Origin of the sequence: Puniceibacterium sp. IMCC21224 (assembly GCF_001038505.1) — a bacterium.
In the GTDB taxonomy this organism is placed as follows: domain Bacteria; phylum Pseudomonadota; class Alphaproteobacteria; order Rhodobacterales; family Rhodobacteraceae; genus Puniceibacterium.
The window spans coordinates 3,792,804-3,809,593 of the sequence record NZ_LDPY01000001.1; the positions used below are offsets into that span (position 1 = coordinate 3,792,804).

Sequence of the window (16,790 nt, forward strand, 5' to 3'; positions counted from 1 at the left end):
ATCTGTTTCAGAACCGCGAATCTGCTTCGCGCAACTGGCGCGCTCGCGTCAGGATCGCATCCTCGACCGCACGGACCGTGGCGGCGTCCGCCGGACCGGACTGGGTCTGAATCGAGATATTCAGCGACCGTGCGTCAAGCGCCGGGTCCGACACCAGAATCGTCGCACGGTAAGACCTGCCGCCCCCCGGCGGCGTGCCGAATCCGGTGGTGATCACCCCGGTAAAGGGATCGACCGACTGCACCGGCAGGAAATTCAGCACTTCAAGCGATGCGTTCCACAGATATTTGTTTACCGACCCAATCTGGCCGAAATCAGGGCGCTCGCGGAACAGGTCAAGAAATGTCGATTTCGGGCGGCCCTTGTCGCCATAGACGATATCGTCCGCAATCTCGGACGCGGGCCGCGTCTCAACTGGTGTTAGGTCCGGCCCCTGCGCGCAGCTGCTTAGCACCAACAGGACAACCGGCACTATACCGAGCGATCTGATCCGCAAACTGTCCATGATATTCCACTCCTGCCGGTCTTTTAAATCTGACAATTCCATACCTGCCCTGCTACCCTGCGACAAGCCGAAGTTCTTGTCCATCGCATGGCCACCATGAGGCATCCCCATACCGGTCAAAGGCTTGTGGCAAATGCGCACCACTGAAGCACTTGTTGGACAGCGGCTTTTTGGATTGCTTGCAATGACCACACCACGAAGAGCATAGAGCTTGTATCAAGGCCGGGTATCCGGATTGGTACGTGCCTTACGAACACATGAGGGAAACAATGAAAAAGATTCTTTTTGCTACCACCGCGCTGGTTGCATCCGCCGGTATCGCATCGGCACAAGACCTGGGCGTTGCAGTGTCCGGCTTTGCTGAAATGGGTATCTACAACCCGAGCACCGAATTCTCGGACACTCAGTTCTTCACCACGATCGACGTAACTTTCCGCATGACAGGCGAAACCGACAACGGTTTGTCCTTCGGTGCGACCATCGATCTGGACGAAGCTGCTGACCGTAACAACGTCGGTCGTTTTGAGCGTCCCTTTGAGCAGGGCGGCGAGAACATGTTCGTGTCCTTCGGCGGCGCAACCCTGACCATGGGTGACACCGACGGCGCATACGATCGCATCGTTCCGGAAATGAACCTTGCCGGTGCTGGTTCGATCGCCGATGACGAAACCACTCACGTTGGCTTCAACGCCGGCGCATTCCTCGACGGTGGCGTTCTGGGCTCCGATGGCCAAATCGCTCGCTTTGACTATGCTTACAGTGCCTTCACCTTCGCTCTGTCGCTCGAGCAGGTTGCCGACGGCGCAAAAGTTGCCGGCGCTGGCGAAACCATCATGGGTCTCGGTGTGGGTTACTCGGGTGAGTTCAGCGGCGTAACTGTTACCGCCGGTCTGGGTTACCAGTCGCTGGAAGACTTCGCTTCTGAAACCGGTGTTGGCGTTGTCGCTGGCTTCTCCAACGGTTTCTCGGCTGGTGTGACTTACACCAAGTACGAAATCGATGGCGGCACCGACTTTGACCACGTTGGTCTGGGTGTAGGTTACTCGATGAATGCTCTGGCAGTCGGCCTGAACTGGGGTCGTTTCGAGGATGACAACGGCGTAGAGGAATCCGGCTACGGCCTGGCAGTCAACTACGATCTCGGCGGCGGCATGGTTGCTCAGCTTGGCTACAGCCACGACGAGTACTTCAACAGCACCGAAGACAACCGCTGGTCGCTCGGTGTGGCTATGTCCTTCTAATCTCATCTGAGATAGATTTAAGGGAAGAGCGGGCTTCGGTCCGCTCTTTTCTTTTTTCAGGAGACTGCTTTCCATGCTGCCGCTATCCACCCCGCAGAAAGCTGGCCTGCAACGTCAGGCCCAAGCCGCAATCGCCCGGGCAAACTGGCCACAAGCGCGCAACGCCTTGAAACAATTGGCTCTGGCCGAACCGCATCGCGGCGACTATCCGTATCAGCTTTCGCAAATCGCGTTTGAAGAGGGTGATCGCGCTGCCTGCCTCACCCTGCTTGGCAAGGCGCTGGCCCTCGCTCCGACGAACACGACGCTGCTTGCCGCGGCAATTGATCGGTATCGCCATTTCGATTTGCCGGACAAGGCACTTGCCGCATATGACAGACTTATCGACGCAGATCGCAGCGCGACCAAACCGCGGGCAGACAAGGCGCATTATCTCCAGCTTCTTGGCCGCTTTGACGAGGCCGAAACACTATTCCGCAAGCTGATCAAACAGCACCCGCGTGAAACAGAACTTTACCGGATTTTCCTTGGCACCAAAAAGCTGGCTCTTGGCGACCCGATTGTTCGCGCGATGGAGAAGCTCTGGGCGGTTCGGGAGCTCGATGACCGACGTCGCATGAACCTTGGCTTTGCGCTAGCCAAGGTGATGGAGGATACTGGGCAAACCGCCCGAGTCTTCGCGTATCTGCGCCGTGCCAACGACCTGCAACGCAAGGACGCGCCCTTTGACCGCAGCGCGCAGGCGCGCGAATTCGCAAAGGTTCGGGCCGCACAAAACGCTCTTCCAACCGCTCCTGTGGGGGCTGACCTACCCATGCGTCCGGTTTTTGTCACAGGTATGCCGCGCTCCGGTACAACGCTGGTTGAACGTATCCTCGCCGCGCATTCCCAGGTCACGGCGGGTGAGGAACTCGCCCTCGCGCTCAAGCTCTCTTACCGCATGTTCGGTGCAGGCGAGGCGATGCGCCCGCTTAACACAGAGCCGCGAGAGCGCCTGCGCCACTTTGCCGAGAGCTATGTAAAGCTGGTCGGCCGCGATCTGGGTGAGGCAACCCCGGTCTTTACTGATAAATCCATCCAGAACCACCTGATCTACGGGCTGCTGAACGCGACGCTTCCGGGAGCCCGGATCATCGTGGTTCACCGCGACCCGCGCGATATTGCGCTGTCGATCTACAAGAACCACTTCAACACCGGGACGCATCGCTATTCGAGCAATCTTGCGGACATCGCCGAGGTTATCAAACGCTTTCGCGATAGCGTGGCCCATTGGAAAACCCAGCTTCCCGGCGTCCTGCATGAAGTGCATTACGAGGCGCTGACAGCTGAGCCGGAGGCGCAATCACGTGCGCTGGTCGCTGCTGCCGGACTGGACTGGGAAGACGCCTGCCTTGACTTTCACAACGCCGGCGGCACCGTTCGCACACTTAGCGTCAGTCAGGTCCGCCAGCCGATCTATCGCGGCTCGTCACAGGCATGGCGAAAATATGAAACCGAACTGGCGCCATTTTTTGACGCCTGGGGAGATACACCATGGGACTGAGCGAGATTCGTGACCGTCTGGCCAAAGCCGAGGCCGCGAGCGGCCGCGATCCTGGTTCGGTGCACCTGATTGCCGTATCCAAGGTCCAGCCTGACAGCCGCGTCCTAGCGGTGCTGGAACAGGGCCAGCGGCTGTTCGGCGAAAACCGGGTTCAGGAGGCTGCGGGCAAATGGCCGGAATTTCAGAACATATATCCAGACGCCAAGGTTCATCTGATTGGCCCTCTGCAAAGCAATAAGGCGCGACAGGCGATGACGTTGTTTTCCGCGATCCATACGCTCGACCGGCCCAAACTGGCGAGTGCCCTGGCCCGTCTGGCGCAAGAGTTGGGCACCTGCCCCGATCTGTTTGTCCAGGTCAACACCGGCGAAGAGTCTCAGAAAGCAGGCGTTGCCCCCGCCGACACCGATGCCTTTGTCGCGCAATGTCGCGTGCTTGACCTGCCGCTGGCCGGGTTGATGTGCATCCCCCCTGCCGAGGAAACACCATCGCTACATTTTGCGCTGCTGGCCAAGCTGGCGGAACGCAACGGGTTGGCTGGTCTCTCAATGGGAATGAGCGCCGATTTCGAAGAAGCCGTGAGCTTTGGTGCGACTCATGTCCGCGTAGGCTCGGCCATTTTTGGGGATCGGACCACCGACAGCGATCCGCACTAATCTTCGGCGCGGATCGCCCGGCACCCACCAACAGATCTAGAAGGCAAAAGGCCCGTCATCGCTGCCGGGCCTTTTCTATTCCAACGAAACCGCGCGTCAGTGCAGCTTGGCGCCCACTTCGGCAATCGCGTCGTCGATCAGCTTGGATGCGTCTTTTGTGCTCATCTGCTTGGCGACCACGTCCTTGGCGGCAGCCACGGCCACAGTGATGGCACGATCGCGGACATCTTTGACAGCCGCAGCCTGAGCCGAGGCGATCTGATCTTCGGCAGCCGCGAGACGGCGTGTCAGAGTTTGCTCGACATCGGCTTTGGCCTGAACGGCGGCCTCTTCAGCCTCGACACGGGCATGGGCCACGATGCGATCCGCCTGATCCTGGACTTCACGCTGTTTGCGCTCGTACGAGGCCAGAAGCGACTGCGCCTCTTCGCGCAGGGCGCGGGCTTCGTCCAGCTCGCTGCGGATACCGTCGGCACGCTTGTCCAGCATGCCGCCCATCAACCCGGGCACCTTGTAGTAAATCAGGACGGCGATGAACAACAGAAATGCCAGCAGCACAATAAAGTTGGTATTGTGCAACGAAAAGAATGCGTCACCGGCAGCAAAGGCCGGAGTGGCCAGCAGCGACAGGGTAAGGCCGGTCAAAAGTTTACGCATGGCGTTATCCCTTCATCCGATTGGCGACGGCATCAGCAACGGTCGCGGTGTCTGCATTGCTGCCCATGGCGGCGACCAGCGCCTCCGCAGTGTCTTTGGCCACCACTTCGACGTTTTCCATTGCAGAGGCTCGGATCTCGGCAATCGCCTTGTCGGCTTCGGCGGTCTTTTCGGCGATCTTTCCATCCGCTTTGGCCAGTTCGACCGCGGCGGCTGCCTTGATCGAATCGCGCGTTTTGAGCGCGATGGCCTGCGCTTCGATACGCGCGTCGGACAGCGCCTTTTCGTAGGCCTGTTCCGCCTCGGTCGCCTGACGCCTGAGGTCTTCGGCCTTGGCAATATCGTTGGTAATGGTGCCCTGACGCTCGGCCAGAACGGCCGCAATGCGCGGCAGCGCAATGCGCGAGAGGACAAAGTAGATGGCCAATAGCGCGAGGACCAGCCAGAAGATCTGGTTGCCCCAGTGGTCGAAATTCAGCTGCGGCATGCCGGGCGCAGATGCAGCGTCATGAGTCTGAACGCCCATCGCGTCGGCCAATCCGTCACCGGCGGCGCTGTGTGTGTCTTCGGTTGCCATGATGTCGTCCTCTGTCGGAAGCTGTCTCTACAACGGGCGGCCTGCATCTCTGCGAAGCCGCCCGAGCGTAAGGATGCGTTTCCGCGTCTTAGACGGCGAACATCAGCAGAAGGGCGACGAGGAACGAGAAGATCCCCAGCGCTTCTGCAAACGCGATGCCGATGAACAGCGTGGCTGTCTGGCCGGGAGCGGCCGAGGGGTTGCGCAGCGCGCCGGCAAGGAAGTTGCCTGCTACGTTGCCCACACCGATTGCGGCTGCGCCGGAACCGATTGCTGCCAGACCTGCGCCGATATGTGCGAGTTCGCCTTCCATGAGATATCTCCTTACGATTGGAAGTTTGAGTATAGGGTTGTTGCGGTGGGCAGGGTGGCGAACCACCCCACCATCAATGGCTTGGGTGCAGCGCATCCTTGAGATACACGCACGTTAGGATCGTGAATACGTAGGCCTGGATAAAGGCCACCAGAACTTCGAGCCCGTACATCGCCGAGATCGCCACAATCGACAGCGGCGAGATGGCCGCGATCGCGGCAAAGCCCGCGAACACCTTGATCACCGCGTGGCCGGCCATGATGTTGCCAGCGAGACGAATGGAGTGGCTGACCGGACGTACAAAATACGAGATCAGTTCGATGATCGCCAGGACCGGGCGCAGCGCCAGCGGCGCGCTCGACACCCAAAACAGACCCAGGAAGGCGGTGCCATTCTTGATAAAGCCAAGCACGGTGACAGTCAGGAAAACGGCCAGCGCCAGCACAACCGTCACGGCAAAGTGCGATGTCGTCGAAAAGGACATAGGCAGCAGCGCAAGGAAGTTGGCGAAGACAATGAACATGAACAATGTCATGATATAGGGGAAATATTTCAGGCCATCCTTGCCCGCGACATCCTCGACCATCTTGTAGACAAAGCCATACGCCAGCTCGCCGATTGATTGGGTGCGCGTCGGCACGATTGACCGCTTGGACGATCCCATCACCATCAGGGCGATAACCGCCAGAACGGTCAGTGCCAGCCACAGCGTAGCATTGGTGACAGTGAACATTCCGACCACACCGTCGCCGAACAACGGCTTGACGATGAACTGGTCCATCGGGTGGAATACCAGTCCGCCGCTTTCGGCTGCGTGCTCTACACCTTGCGCTTCAGTCGCCATTGCGGTTTCCCTCATCCTGTCCGGCCGTTTCGACCAGTTTCGTCTTCTGGATCTCTTGGGCGCTGCGGATCATCGTTTTGACCCCGGCCGCCAGACCCAACATTGTGAACAGCACCATCAACCAAGGCAACGTCCCCAAAAGAGTATCGAGCCCGTATCCGATGCCAAAGCCGATCCCAAGACCGGCCACCAATTCTATCACCATCCGCCAGGCTAGATTTGCCTGTGAATAATGCTCCTCCTGATGCGGAGTTTGAGCCGTCGCAGCCTTGGCGGCTGCAATCCGCGCGTCCAGATCGGCCAGTCGCCGCGTTGGATCGGGATCACTCATTCTCATCGCCCCTTTCGGACCTTGGCGTTGTGCTACGCGGCAGGCGCGCCTGAGTCAAGTCGCCCATACGATCCCATAGAAGACTGTAATAAAACAATAATTCCAGGCGAAGCGCGGTCAGAACTGGCGACAGACACTACAGAGCATATTCAACCCAACGGTTGAGCATCGCACCAGCCACTCACAGCAGCCGCCCATCAAAAAGGCGCGCCTAAATTGACGCGCCTTTCATATTTTACCTAGGCCGCTTCCGAAAGGTGATGACTACTGTCATGCCTCCAGCTTGAGTGGCCCGAAAGCCCGATCAGTTACCGGTGGATGTCCCGGTCGTGGTGGTGCCACCACCGCTACCGTCACCGCCAAGCGCTGCGGCAAGGCCCAGCGCACCAACAGCTGCTGCTGCGGCCAGACCGCCGCCTGCAAGCGGCGGCACCGAATAGAGGCTGGCACATGCGTCACGCACGACTTCGACGCGACGGTTTGCAGCATCTGCCGGACCAGTTGTGCCCGGACGGGTCGATTCACCTGCGCCAGTGGCCGATGCGATCGTCAAGCCAGACAATGCGTCTGCAACGCTCTGCGCACGGCGCTGCGACAGGGCAAGGTTGTATTCCGAGCTGCCGAGCGAGTCGGTATACCCGACAAGATTGTAAGTCGCGTCCGGGTATTTCTGACCCAACGCTGCGATCTGAGCCTGAGTTTCCGCACTAAGCTGGAACTGATTCAGGTTAAAGAATACGATTAGACCGCATTCCCGGTTAACTTCTTGCGCCATGGCCGGTGCGGCCATCCCGGCTGCAACGGCTGCCGACATCAATATTGTTGTGAAACGGTTCATCTTCACTACCCCTTCTGCATGAATCTGACCCGCCTGGCGCGAGCCACTCATCTCATGTACGATTCTTTAGACGCAATGACACCTGAAATCCATCGCAAATGCAGTCTATCCGGCGTGATTCCGCCAGTTTTTACAGCGATCCGGGGGGTGGATGGGGCTTTTTGTGCGGAAATAATATGCTGGTGACCAAAATTCGGGCGAGAGCAGTGCTAACGCGCCGCAACGTTTCCGCAGCGCAGAATCATTTGAGGTACGACGCGCGCTTGACGGCGAGGAACTTAGGCCGCTTAAGAGTGACATGAGCACCGATCTGGACACCGTTTTTGCCGCCCTCGCCGACCCGACACGGCGGCGCATCCTGGCAATGCTGCTCGAAGATGACATGGCCGTGACCGACGTGGCGGAACCGTTTGAAATGTCACTGGCCGCAATTTCAAAACATCTTGCAATCCTTGCTGCCACCGGGTTGATTTCACGCGAGCGGCGCGGGCGACTGAACTGGTGCAAGCTTGAACCCGACGCTCTGCGGTCGGCTTCGGTATGGATGCAGGGTTTCGGTCAGTTCGAGCCGGTGCATCTGGAGGCGTTCGAAAGGTTCCTGCAACAGGAATTGCCCGACCCCGATGTCGCCTAACCCATTGCCGTGCCGCGCAGTTACACCCGCTCTTCATCCTTGAGCAGCAGTACCAAGGCCAGCACAGTCATTGTCACACCGATCAACACCAGCCCATCTGGTACGCCGTGGCCCAGCGCTATTTCCCAGATCAATACCCAGCTTGGCGTGAGATAGGTATATGCCATCACCTTGGCCGCAGGCAGCCGTAGCGATCCATAGCGCAGCAAGGTAAAGGTCAGCGCCGTCGCAACACAAGCGGTGTACAAAATCGTCAGCCAGACGATCCCCGGCAGTGCCATCCAATCGGTCTGCAACAGCGCGGGTCCACCATAAATCAACAGTAGCCCTGCCCCGGACACCAGCACTCCGGCGTTGAACATCAAAGCGCCCTCGCCCCGGTTGAACTTTCGCAGCAGCGGCGCATAGAGCGCATGTGCGATGCAGCCCCAGAAATACACTGCTTCGCCGCGCCCGATCTCGAATGCGCGCAGGGCGGACCAGTCAGCGCGAAAGATCACCCACAGGGCACCCACGCCGCCGATCGCCAGCGCTACGGCCATGCGTGGCGTCGTGATCTGCCGCATCAGCAGCCAGCCAAAAATCCCAGCGAGGATCGGGTTCAGGGTGAACACCGCTGCCATGCTGACCGGCGCGGCGGTTTTCAGGCCCTCGAACATCGCGACAAAGTAAAACACAAAAAGTGCGGCCAGCAGGACATAGCGCCACGGTGCCTCAAGCGCCTTGCGCGTCACAGATCCGGTAAGCCACGCCGCCAGCCCCATTCCCGTACCGGCAATGACAAAACGCACGGCATTCAGCGCCTCGGGTGCAATAAAAGGCGCCGCCATAGAACCAAGCGAGAATGAGCCCGCCACAAGCGCCGAAAAGCACAGCATCGCCAGATGGCCTTTGACCGCTTCGGTCACTGCCGGGTACATCCAGCCGCATAACTCTTGATATGGCTCAGAAACGCCTGAACTTTGGCGGTCCGGTGCAGATCCACATGCGTTACCAGCCACAGCGGCACAGACCACTCATCGCGCGGTGCGAGGATCGGTACCAGCTGAGGATGCAGCGCGGCCTCATGGGTGCCAAAGAACCCCATGACCGCGCCCTCAAGCACCGCGCGCTCCAGCGTCCGGTGATCGGTGCTGCGAAACACCACCTGCTCGGCCGGGACCGTTGCGTTGAGCCAGCGCTGGAACGGTGCGCGGCTGTCATGATCATCGAGTCCGGCGAACCGGTGCCCGGCAAATCCGTCCTCCTCGCGCGCCAATCCGTTGCGCTCCACATAGCTCTGGGTTGCATATAACCCCATCTCGGCCCGGCCAAAGTCCTGCACGACATTGTCCGGCTCTGCCGGAGCAGCACCGGCCCGCAGAGCCACATGCGCCTCGCCATACTCCAACCGAAAGACACGCTCGTCCGTCAGGTAACGCACCACGACATCTGGGTATTGCTCCTGAAACGACACCAACGCCGACACCAGCAGCGGCGAAAAATTGATCAGCGACGTGACCAGCAACTCTCCCGACACGTCTGAACCCCGGCCTTTGATCCGTCCGGCAAGCTGGTGAAACTGATCGTCCGTGGTCTGGCCGACACGCGACAGATCCAGTCCGGCCTCGGTCGCGGTGTAGCCACGCGCATGGCGTTGGAAAAGCTTGACGCCCAGCCGCTGTTCCAACGCATCTATATGGCGGATCACTGTGGCATGATGTACCCTCAGGACCTCGGCCGCGCCGCTGACCGTACCCAGTCGCGCCACCTGAAACGCGGTGCGGATTTCATCCCAGTTGTCCATTGTGCCCTCTGTGCGCCTAATCACATGCACTGTGTATTTGGGTAGATTGAGTGCGCATTTGCAAGGGGTATATTCTGCGACAGAGACACTATCCGCCCCCTGAAATCCACTTCCGAAAGGATCCCGCCCATGACCACTCACGTTTTGCGCATCGACTCTTCTGTCCGAAACGACGATTCCGTTTCCCGCGCCCTCACCACCCGGATCATCGAACGTCTGGCCCCTAAAAAGATCACAACCCGTGATCTCGCCAATTCTTTGCCGCTGATTGATGCCACTTGGATCGGCGCAAACTTCACCCCCGCCGACGACCGCACGGACGACCAGCGCGAAACGCTGGCCCTGTCCGACGCCCTGATCGCCGAGGTTAAGGCCGCTGATACCCTGGTGATCGGCCTGCCGATCTACAATTTCGGCACCCCTGCCGGATTCAAGGCCTGGGTCGACATGATCGCCCGCGCCGGCGTCACATTCAAATACAGCGAACAAGGCCCCGTTGGCCTGCTGGAAGGCAAGCGTGCGATCCTCGCCGTCGCCTCGGGCGGGACCGAGGTCGGGTCGGCATATGACCACGCCACAACCTATGCCCGCCAAGTTCTTGGGTTTGTCGGTATCACCGACGTCACAATCGTTGCTGCTGACCGGCTGATGGTTGATGCAGATGCGTCACACAAGGCAGCAAACGAACAGATCGCAGCACTGGCAGCCTGATCATCCCCTGTGCCGGGGCGTTACTGTCCCGGCACAGACCGCTAACCGACAGCCAGTTGGCTTGTGCAGGCATCTTTCTGTCGCCACGCACCCTCCTTTGCCCCCGACATCTTCGCCCACAGGCTTGACTCCGCGGCCGCGCAGGCGTAAGTGCGCGCCGATATCCCGGAAGTTTTAGCCTTCCGGTCCCTTGGGCATAGCCCGGGATCGCCCTCCGTCAGCGCGTTGCGCCCACGGGGGCATCTCTGCTTTGGCCTTTCGGGTTTGTAGTTTGCGCCGTTGCCCCCTACGTCAGGGTCAACACCTGTTAACCGGCTAGGAGGCCGAAGGCATGTTTGAAAATCTATCCGAACGCCTTTCCGGCGTCTTTGATCGCCTAACAAAACAGGGCGCTCTGTCCGAGGATGACGTCAAAACCGCCCTGCGCGAGGTGCGCGTTGCCCTGCTAGAAGCAGACGTATCGCTGCCCGTTGCGCGCGATTTCGTCAAGGCAGTGCAGGACAAGGCCACCGGCCAGTCGGTCACAAAATCAGTCACCCCGGGACAGCAAGTCGTCAAGATCGTCCATGACGAACTGATCCACGTCCTGCGCGGCGAAGGCGAGCCCGGTGCCCTGCGCATCGACAGCGCCCCCGCCCCGATCCTGATGGTCGGCCTGCAGGGCGGCGGCAAAACCACGACCACCGCCAAACTCGCCAAACGACTGAAAGAGCGTGAAGGCAAAAAGATCCTGATGGCCTCGCTCGACGTCAACCGCCCCGCCGCGATGGAACAGCTCCAAATCCTCGGCGTCCAGATTGGCGTCGACACCCTGCCCATCGTCAAGGGTGAAAACCCAGTCCAGATCGCCAAACGCGCCAAGACTCAGGCATCTCTGGGTGGTTACGACGTCTACATGCTGGATACCGCCGGTCGCCTGTCGATCGACGAAGAGTTGATGCAACAGGTCAAGGCGGTGCGCGACGTCGCAAACCCGCGCGAAACCCTGCTGGTGGTCGACGGCCTGACCGGTCAGGACGCCGTACACACAGCACAGAATTTCGACGACCGGATCGGCATCACAGGTGTGGTGCTAACCCGGATGGACGGCGACGGACGCGGCGGCGCCGCGCTGTCGATGCGCGCCGTCACCGGCAAGCCGATAAAATTCGTCGGTCTTGGCGAAAAGATGGACGCGCTCGAAACATTCGAACCCGAACGCATCGCGGGCCGCATCCTCGGCATGGGCGACATCGTCGCGCTGGTCGAAAAGGCGCAACAGACAATCGAGGCTGAACAAGCCGAACGCATGATGCGCCGCTTCCAGAAAGGTCAGTTCAACATGAACGACCTGCGGATGCAGCTGGACCAGATGATGAAGATGGGCGGCATGGAGGGCATGATGTCCATGATGCCCGGCATGGGCAAGATGGCCAAACAGATGGACGGCGCCGGCATCGACGACCGCATCCTGAAACAACAGATCGCCCTGATCAACTCGATGACAAAAAAGGAACGCGCCAACCCGGCGCTGCTCCAGGCCAGCCGCAAGAAACGCATCGCAGCCGGTGCCGGCATGGACGTCTCAGACCTCAACAAACTGATCAAAATGCACCGCCAAATGGCGGACATGATGAAAAAGATGGGCAAAATGGGCAAAGGCGGCATGCTGAAGCAAGCGATGAAAGGCATGCTCGGCAAAGGTGGGATGCCCGAAGGCATGGACGCGTCGCAAATGGACCCCAAAGCCATCGAAGCCGCCGCCAAGGCGATGGGCGGCCTTCCCGGCATGGGCAGCGGCCTGCCCCCCGGCCTGAGCGGCTTCGGCAAAAAGAAATGACAGCCCCGCGCATGCCCCTCTCGATCCAATCCCCAACCGCCCCTCTGGCGGCAAATCCTGGCGCGCGCACTTCTTCTCTTCTCAAATACGCACAGTCCACGGCCACCACCCGCGCAGCCTCCGGGCAGGCGCGTTGCCTCACAACCGCAGACCAGAAACCTGTCGCGCGTCAGCGCGTCCGCGAGGTCACGCCATGGGCCTGACCAATGCACCAGTTCTCAAATCCGACAGGGTAATTCTGCGTGGGCCACAAATGGCGGATTTTGACGCCTTTTCCGCCTTTCACGCTGACCCTGATCGTGCGCCCGGGTTTGGCCCGGTCTACCGACGCGATGAATCCTGGCGCTGGTTTGCGCTCAACATCGGCCATTGGCACATTCACGGCTACGGCTATTTCACCATCGCTGACCCGGTGACGGATGCCCCGATCGGCATATCAGGCATCTGGAATCCCGATGGCTGGCCTGAACCCGAACTCGGATGGGTCGTCTATGCCGGGCACGAGGGCAAAGGTATCGCCTTTGAGGCCGCGACCCGCGCCCGAAAATGGGCTTATGAGGACCTTGGTTTTACCACGCTAACCTCGAATATCGTGCCGGGCAACATCCGCTCCATCGCGCTGGCTGAACGGCTCGGCGCCACGTACGAGCGGACATACAACAACGTCCACATGGGCGAGGATCTGCTCTATCGTCACCCAGGACCTGAGGCGCGGACATGACCGCCGCGGCAGAACAACACCGCCCCGGTCCGGGATCGCGACTGGCCGTGCGCACCGCCGGTCGGCTACCGGTGCTCGACACCACGCGGCTGCAACTGCGCGCCCCACGAATCTACGACTTTGACAATTACGCCGCGATCCTCTGCTCGGACCGTGCGGCCTTTATGGGTGGATCGGTCAGTCGCGCGGATGCGTGGCTGAATTTCACCCAATATGTCGCGCAATGGTTGCTGCACGGTCACGGACTCTGGACCATTGATGCAGAAACCCGCCCCTCGGCTGGCTTTGTCCTGCTGGGATACCAGTTTGATGACCCAGAGGCCGAGCTGCGCATTTTCCTCACCGACACCTCCGAGGGTCAGGGCTATGCGCTTGAGGCCATGACCGCCGCGCGCAGCCATGCCTTTGACGAACTGGGCTGGAGCAGCGTCGTGTCCTACGTCAACAAGGGCAACGAGCGCGCGCGCAAACTGATGCAGGCTCTGAACGCCAAACGCGACCGCGCCGCAGAAGAGGCCCTGGGTGGCGCCGATGTCTGCGTCTACCGCCACCGGCCAGAGGTGGCGTGATGACATCCAGCAACATCCCAGAACTGCAAACCCACCGCCTGTGCCTGCGCGCGCCGCAGGCAGCGGATTACCCTGATTTCAAGGCCACTTTTGCCTCGTACCGGTCGCGTTTCATGGGCGGGCCGCTGAACGCTTACGAAGCCTGGATCTTGTATGCCGCAGAAATCGGACATTGGGATATCCGCGGCTTTGGCATGTGGATGATCCATCTGCGCGACACCGGTGAAACTGTCGGAATGGCGGGGGGCTGGTTTCCCGCGAAATGGCCCGAGCGCGAGATCGCCTGGATCATCTGGCCTGACAAGGCCGGGAACGGCTTTGCCCTCGAAGCGACATCCAAGGTGCGGCGCCATTTCTATGACCAGCAGGGCTGGGACGGCGCGGTCAGCTATATCGACCCCAAGAATCTGGATTCAATCCGCCTCGCCGAACGGCTGGGCGCGAAAAAAGACCTGAACGCCGCCACTGTGGACGGATCGGACGCCTGCTATCGCCATCCCACACCAGCGCAACTGCGTGACACCCAGATCGCCCACGGGATCGAGATGGAGATCCAGAACTATATCAATCCGCTCTTCAAACCGAAAGGCTGGGCCCTTGACTGACACAGCATCCCAAGACCCCGTCGCCCGCGCGGCCCAACTTCTCAAGGGCCACCGCGAGAGCATCGACCGACTGGACGCCATTCTGGTGTTCACCTTGGCCGAGCGGTTCAAACACACCCAGGCGGTTGGCGTCCTCAAAGCGCAGCACGACCTGCCCCCCTCTGATCCGGCGCGCGAAGAGAAACAGATCGCACGTCTGCAGGACCTTGCGACCCAGGCCGACCTCGACCCGGAATTTGCCACGAAATTCCTGAATTTCATCATTCAGGAAGTCATACACCACCACGAACAACACCAATCATAGGCCGTGCCCGGCACAGCCTGACCCCAGCCATTACAAGGAGATATCACAATGGCCATCAAACTTCGTCTCGCCCGCGGCGGTTCCAAAAAGCGCCCCCATTACCGTATCGTTGCTGCCGACAGCCGCATGCCGCGCGACGGCCGTTTTATCGAAAAGCTGGGCACCTATAACCCGTTGCTGCCGAAAGACAGCGAAGTCCGCGTCGTGATGGACCTCGAGCGGGTGCAGTACTGGCTGGGCCAGGGCGCGCAGACCACCGACCGCGTTGCCCGTATGCTTGAGGCAGCTGGCGTTGTCCCGAAAAAGGACCGTTCGAACCCGACCAAAGGCACCCCCGGCAAGGCCGCGCAGGAACGCGCCAAAGCCAAGGCCGACAAGGCACAGGAAGCCGCCGACGCTGCAGCTGAACCCGCCGAAGAAGCTGCTGCCGAATAATCGATCCGCCTAGCGGACTGAAGCCACACGGCGCGCGGGGCGACCTGCGCGCCGTTTCCGTTTCCGGCATCCTGCCAGCCAGACCGCAGGTCGCAACCCGGATCACACGCGCGCCCGCCACGCGTCACGAAAGTTACGTGGATATCGCAGCACAACCCTGTCAAGCTGATGACAAGAATCACTGACAGAGGGATTTGAAATGACTTATTTTTGCGGCTGCCTGATTCCGGTTCCGACCGCGAACAAGGCAGAATACAAGGCGATGTCCGAGAAGATGTGGGCGGTTTTCAGCGATCTTGGCTGTCTTGCCCAATACGAGACATGGGGCGTCGACACCCCGGACGGAGAGGTCACGTCATTCCCGATGGCCGTCCAGAAGAAAGACGACGAAACAGTTGTCCTGTCCTGGCTCGAATGGCCTGACCGCGACACCTGCGACACCGGGATGCAAGCCATGATGTCCGATCCGCGTATCACCGAAATGGGGCCGATGCCGTTTGATGGCAAACGCATGATATGGGGCGGTTTCGAAGAGCTTTTTAGCACACGCAAAGCACAGTAAGCATCGACAGCCCCATCCCTAACGGGCGGACGCACTGGACGCCAGTTAGGTAGCACTGACAAACACCCGGACAAGCTGAATCCTTGCCCGGAGAAACGCGCCATTTTCGCCACGTCGAACGCCTATTCTGACGGCGCACTATGACGGCCCACGAATCCGCTATAATCAGGGTTCCGATACAACAGGTTCAGAACGCGCTGCCCGTGGCGTTCAGCCCCCGAAAGGATCCCAAAAATGAAACCCCTTGTCCATTTTGCCTCGGTTCTGGCTTTTGCCGCCGCTGCTCCGGCGTTTGCCGACGATGCAGCAACCGGCCCCGTAGTTTCCAGTCAATCTGCCGGTGGTCCGGCTTTGGTGTTTTCGCTGCGTGGCGGTGTTGCCGGAGCGCCGGCCTATTTCGGGTCGGAAAAGATGGAAGCGGCTCCGGATCTGGGGTTCAACTTTCATTTCCTGCGTTTTGGCGACCGTGAATTCGGTAACCCCGATCCCTGGCAGGACAGCCTTGGCTTTGGCGTCCATGGATCGTTCCGATACATCGGCGAACGCGATTCGAGCGATCACAGCAAACTGCGCGGCCTTGATGATGTCGACGCGGCGCTCGAACTTGGTCTCGGCGTTGGCTATGCCACCGAGAACCTCTATGCTTTTGCGGATGTCCGCCGTGGCTTTGGCGGTCACGAAGGCACCGTGGCCGAAGTCGGATTTGACGCTGTGATACGCCCCAACGACCGGCTGCGCCTTGCCTTTGGCCCGCGTTTCTTTTGGGGCAATGATGAATATGCCGACACCTATTTCGGCATCACACCCGCCGAATCGAGCGCATCTTTGCCGACCTACGATCCTGATGGCGGCCTGCTGAGTGCCGGTGTGGAATTCAGCGCCCGCTACAAGATCAACGATCTTTGGGGCATCGAAGGCGCTGTGAACTATAACCAGCTTAACGACGATGCCGAAGACAGCCCCATCGTCCGCAATGGCGACCGTGACCAGTGGGCTGTTCGTATCGGTTTCACCCGTGTCTTCAGCATCGGCGGCTGATCGAACCCTTTTACCGCGACGCCTGATATACCGGGCGTTGCGGTCCCTGCCCCGGTTGGTCTATGGCTCGATAACGGAACCGGCAAAGGGAGGAAGCGCCA

At 60.0% G+C, this 16,790-nt stretch carries 22 protein-coding genes; 13 read left to right on the forward strand and 9 right to left on the reverse strand.

The genetic code is table 11. The features are described 5' to 3' along the window. Positions 1-7: 7 nt before the first annotated feature. Complete coding sequence (locus IMCC21224_RS17665; protein ID WP_047996461.1) at positions 8-505, reverse strand: DUF3576 domain-containing protein; 498 nt, start codon at positions 503-505, stop codon at positions 8-10. A gap of 269 nt (positions 506-774) precedes the next feature. Here IMCC21224_RS17665 and IMCC21224_RS17670 point away from each other — a divergent pair, with 269 nt between their 5' ends. The 3 genes from IMCC21224_RS17670 to IMCC21224_RS17680 all read left to right on the forward strand — a co-directional run bounded on the left by IMCC21224_RS17670 (position 775) and on the right by IMCC21224_RS17680 (position 3,945). Next, positions 775-1,746, forward strand: a complete 972-nt coding sequence (locus IMCC21224_RS17670; RefSeq protein WP_047996462.1) for a porin — start codon at positions 775-777, stop codon at positions 1,744-1,746. Between the two features lie 73 nt (positions 1,747-1,819). Further along, a complete protein-coding gene (locus IMCC21224_RS17675) occupies positions 1,820-3,289 on the forward strand; it encodes a sulfotransferase (protein WP_047996463.1) in 1,470 nt (489 codons plus the stop codon). Further along, the gene (locus IMCC21224_RS17680) at positions 3,280-3,945 is read left to right on the forward strand and encodes a YggS family pyridoxal phosphate-dependent enzyme (protein WP_047996464.1); all 666 of its coding nucleotides are present in this window, start codon (positions 3,280-3,282) and stop codon (positions 3,943-3,945) included. The genes IMCC21224_RS17675 and IMCC21224_RS17680 overlap by 10 nt, the downstream gene beginning before the upstream one ends. 96 nt (positions 3,946-4,041) lie before the next feature. On the opposite strand, the gene IMCC21224_RS17685 is transcribed toward IMCC21224_RS17680, so the two are convergent. From IMCC21224_RS17685 to IMCC21224_RS26650, 6 genes are all read right to left on the reverse strand, one after another. Then, positions 4,042-4,602, reverse strand: coding sequence for a F0F1 ATP synthase subunit B (locus tag IMCC21224_RS17685; RefSeq protein ID WP_047996465.1), 561 nt, complete (start codon positions 4,600-4,602; stop codon positions 4,042-4,044). Positions 4,603-4,606: 4 nt separating this feature from the next. Next, entirely contained in the window at positions 4,607-5,179 is a 573-nt protein-coding gene (locus tag IMCC21224_RS17690; protein WP_082135261.1) for a F0F1 ATP synthase subunit B', read from the reverse strand. Between the two features lie 88 nt (positions 5,180-5,267). Beyond that, positions 5,268-5,492: a F0F1 ATP synthase subunit C gene (locus IMCC21224_RS17695; protein ID WP_047996466.1), complete on the reverse strand. Its 225-nt coding sequence runs from the start codon at positions 5,490-5,492 to the stop codon at positions 5,268-5,270. 73 nt (positions 5,493-5,565) lie between these two features. Continuing rightward, on the reverse strand, positions 5,566-6,336 hold the full coding sequence (locus IMCC21224_RS17700; protein WP_047996467.1) for a F0F1 ATP synthase subunit A: 771 nt from the start codon (positions 6,334-6,336) through the stop codon (positions 5,566-5,568). Further along, on the reverse strand, positions 6,326-6,667 hold the full coding sequence (locus tag IMCC21224_RS17705) for an AtpZ/AtpI family protein (RefSeq protein ID WP_047996468.1): 342 nt from the start codon (positions 6,665-6,667) through the stop codon (positions 6,326-6,328). The genes IMCC21224_RS17700 and IMCC21224_RS17705 overlap by 11 nt, the downstream gene beginning before the upstream one ends. Before the next feature lie 304 nt (positions 6,668-6,971). Next, on the reverse strand, positions 6,972-7,505 hold the full coding sequence (locus IMCC21224_RS26650; protein ID WP_304413793.1) for an OmpA family protein: 534 nt from the start codon (positions 7,503-7,505) through the stop codon (positions 6,972-6,974). Positions 7,506-7,803: 298 nt separating this feature from the next. Between IMCC21224_RS26650 and IMCC21224_RS17715 the strand changes: the two genes are divergently transcribed. Continuing rightward, positions 7,804-8,139, forward strand: coding sequence for a metalloregulator ArsR/SmtB family transcription factor (locus IMCC21224_RS17715; RefSeq protein ID WP_047996469.1), 336 nt, complete (start codon positions 7,804-7,806; stop codon positions 8,137-8,139). Between the two features lie 20 nt (positions 8,140-8,159). Here IMCC21224_RS17715 and IMCC21224_RS17720 read toward each other — a convergent pair whose 3' ends face one another. Both IMCC21224_RS17720 and IMCC21224_RS17725 read right to left on the reverse strand, forming a co-directional pair. Beyond that, on the reverse strand, positions 8,160-9,059 hold the full coding sequence (locus IMCC21224_RS17720) for a DMT family transporter (protein ID WP_047996470.1): 900 nt from the start codon (positions 9,057-9,059) through the stop codon (positions 8,160-8,162). Beyond that, positions 9,044-9,925 (reverse strand): LysR family transcriptional regulator, encoded by an 882-nt coding sequence (locus IMCC21224_RS17725; protein WP_047996471.1) that lies wholly within the window; start codon positions 9,923-9,925, stop codon positions 9,044-9,046. Before IMCC21224_RS17725 ends, IMCC21224_RS17720 begins: the two co-directional genes overlap by 16 nt. A 129-nt stretch (positions 9,926-10,054) precedes the next feature. Here IMCC21224_RS17725 and IMCC21224_RS17730 point away from each other — a divergent pair, with 129 nt between their 5' ends. The 9 genes from IMCC21224_RS17730 to IMCC21224_RS17770 all read left to right on the forward strand — a co-directional run bounded on the left by IMCC21224_RS17730 (position 10,055) and on the right by IMCC21224_RS17770 (position 16,689). Further along, a complete protein-coding gene (locus tag IMCC21224_RS17730) occupies positions 10,055-10,636 on the forward strand; it encodes an FMN-dependent NADH-azoreductase (protein ID WP_047996472.1) in 582 nt (193 codons plus the stop codon). Between the two features lie 331 nt (positions 10,637-10,967). Further along, the gene (ffh, locus tag IMCC21224_RS17735; RefSeq protein WP_047996473.1) at positions 10,968-12,455 is read left to right on the forward strand and encodes a signal recognition particle protein; all 1,488 of its coding nucleotides are present in this window, start codon (positions 10,968-10,970) and stop codon (positions 12,453-12,455) included. Positions 12,456-12,648: 193 nt separating this feature from the next. Next, the gene (locus IMCC21224_RS17740; protein WP_047996474.1) at positions 12,649-13,176 is read left to right on the forward strand and encodes a GNAT family N-acetyltransferase; all 528 of its coding nucleotides are present in this window, start codon (positions 12,649-12,651) and stop codon (positions 13,174-13,176) included. Further along, positions 13,173-13,745, forward strand: coding sequence for a GNAT family N-acetyltransferase (locus IMCC21224_RS17745; protein ID WP_053079033.1), 573 nt, complete (start codon positions 13,173-13,175; stop codon positions 13,743-13,745). The genes IMCC21224_RS17740 and IMCC21224_RS17745 overlap by 4 nt, the downstream gene beginning before the upstream one ends. After that, complete coding sequence (locus tag IMCC21224_RS17750; RefSeq protein ID WP_047996475.1) at positions 13,745-14,350, forward strand: GNAT family N-acetyltransferase; 606 nt, start codon at positions 13,745-13,747, stop codon at positions 14,348-14,350. Before IMCC21224_RS17745 ends, IMCC21224_RS17750 begins: the two co-directional genes overlap by 1 nt. Then, positions 14,343-14,654: a chorismate mutase gene (locus IMCC21224_RS17755; RefSeq protein WP_047996476.1), complete on the forward strand. Its 312-nt coding sequence runs from the start codon at positions 14,343-14,345 to the stop codon at positions 14,652-14,654. Before IMCC21224_RS17750 ends, IMCC21224_RS17755 begins: the two co-directional genes overlap by 8 nt. Positions 14,655-14,702: 48 nt before the next feature. Continuing rightward, positions 14,703-15,089 (forward strand): 30S ribosomal protein S16, encoded by a 387-nt coding sequence (rpsP, locus tag IMCC21224_RS17760; RefSeq protein ID WP_047996477.1) that lies wholly within the window; start codon positions 14,703-14,705, stop codon positions 15,087-15,089. 199 nt (positions 15,090-15,288) lie between these two features. Then, positions 15,289-15,651 carry a DUF1428 domain-containing protein gene (locus IMCC21224_RS17765; RefSeq protein ID WP_047996478.1) on the forward strand — a complete coding sequence of 121 codons (363 nt, stop codon included), beginning with the start codon at positions 15,289-15,291 and terminating at the stop codon, positions 15,649-15,651. Between the two features lie 234 nt (positions 15,652-15,885). Next, a complete protein-coding gene (locus tag IMCC21224_RS17770; protein ID WP_047996479.1) occupies positions 15,886-16,689 on the forward strand; it encodes a MipA/OmpV family protein in 804 nt (267 codons plus the stop codon). Positions 16,690-16,790: the final 101 nt, after the last annotated feature.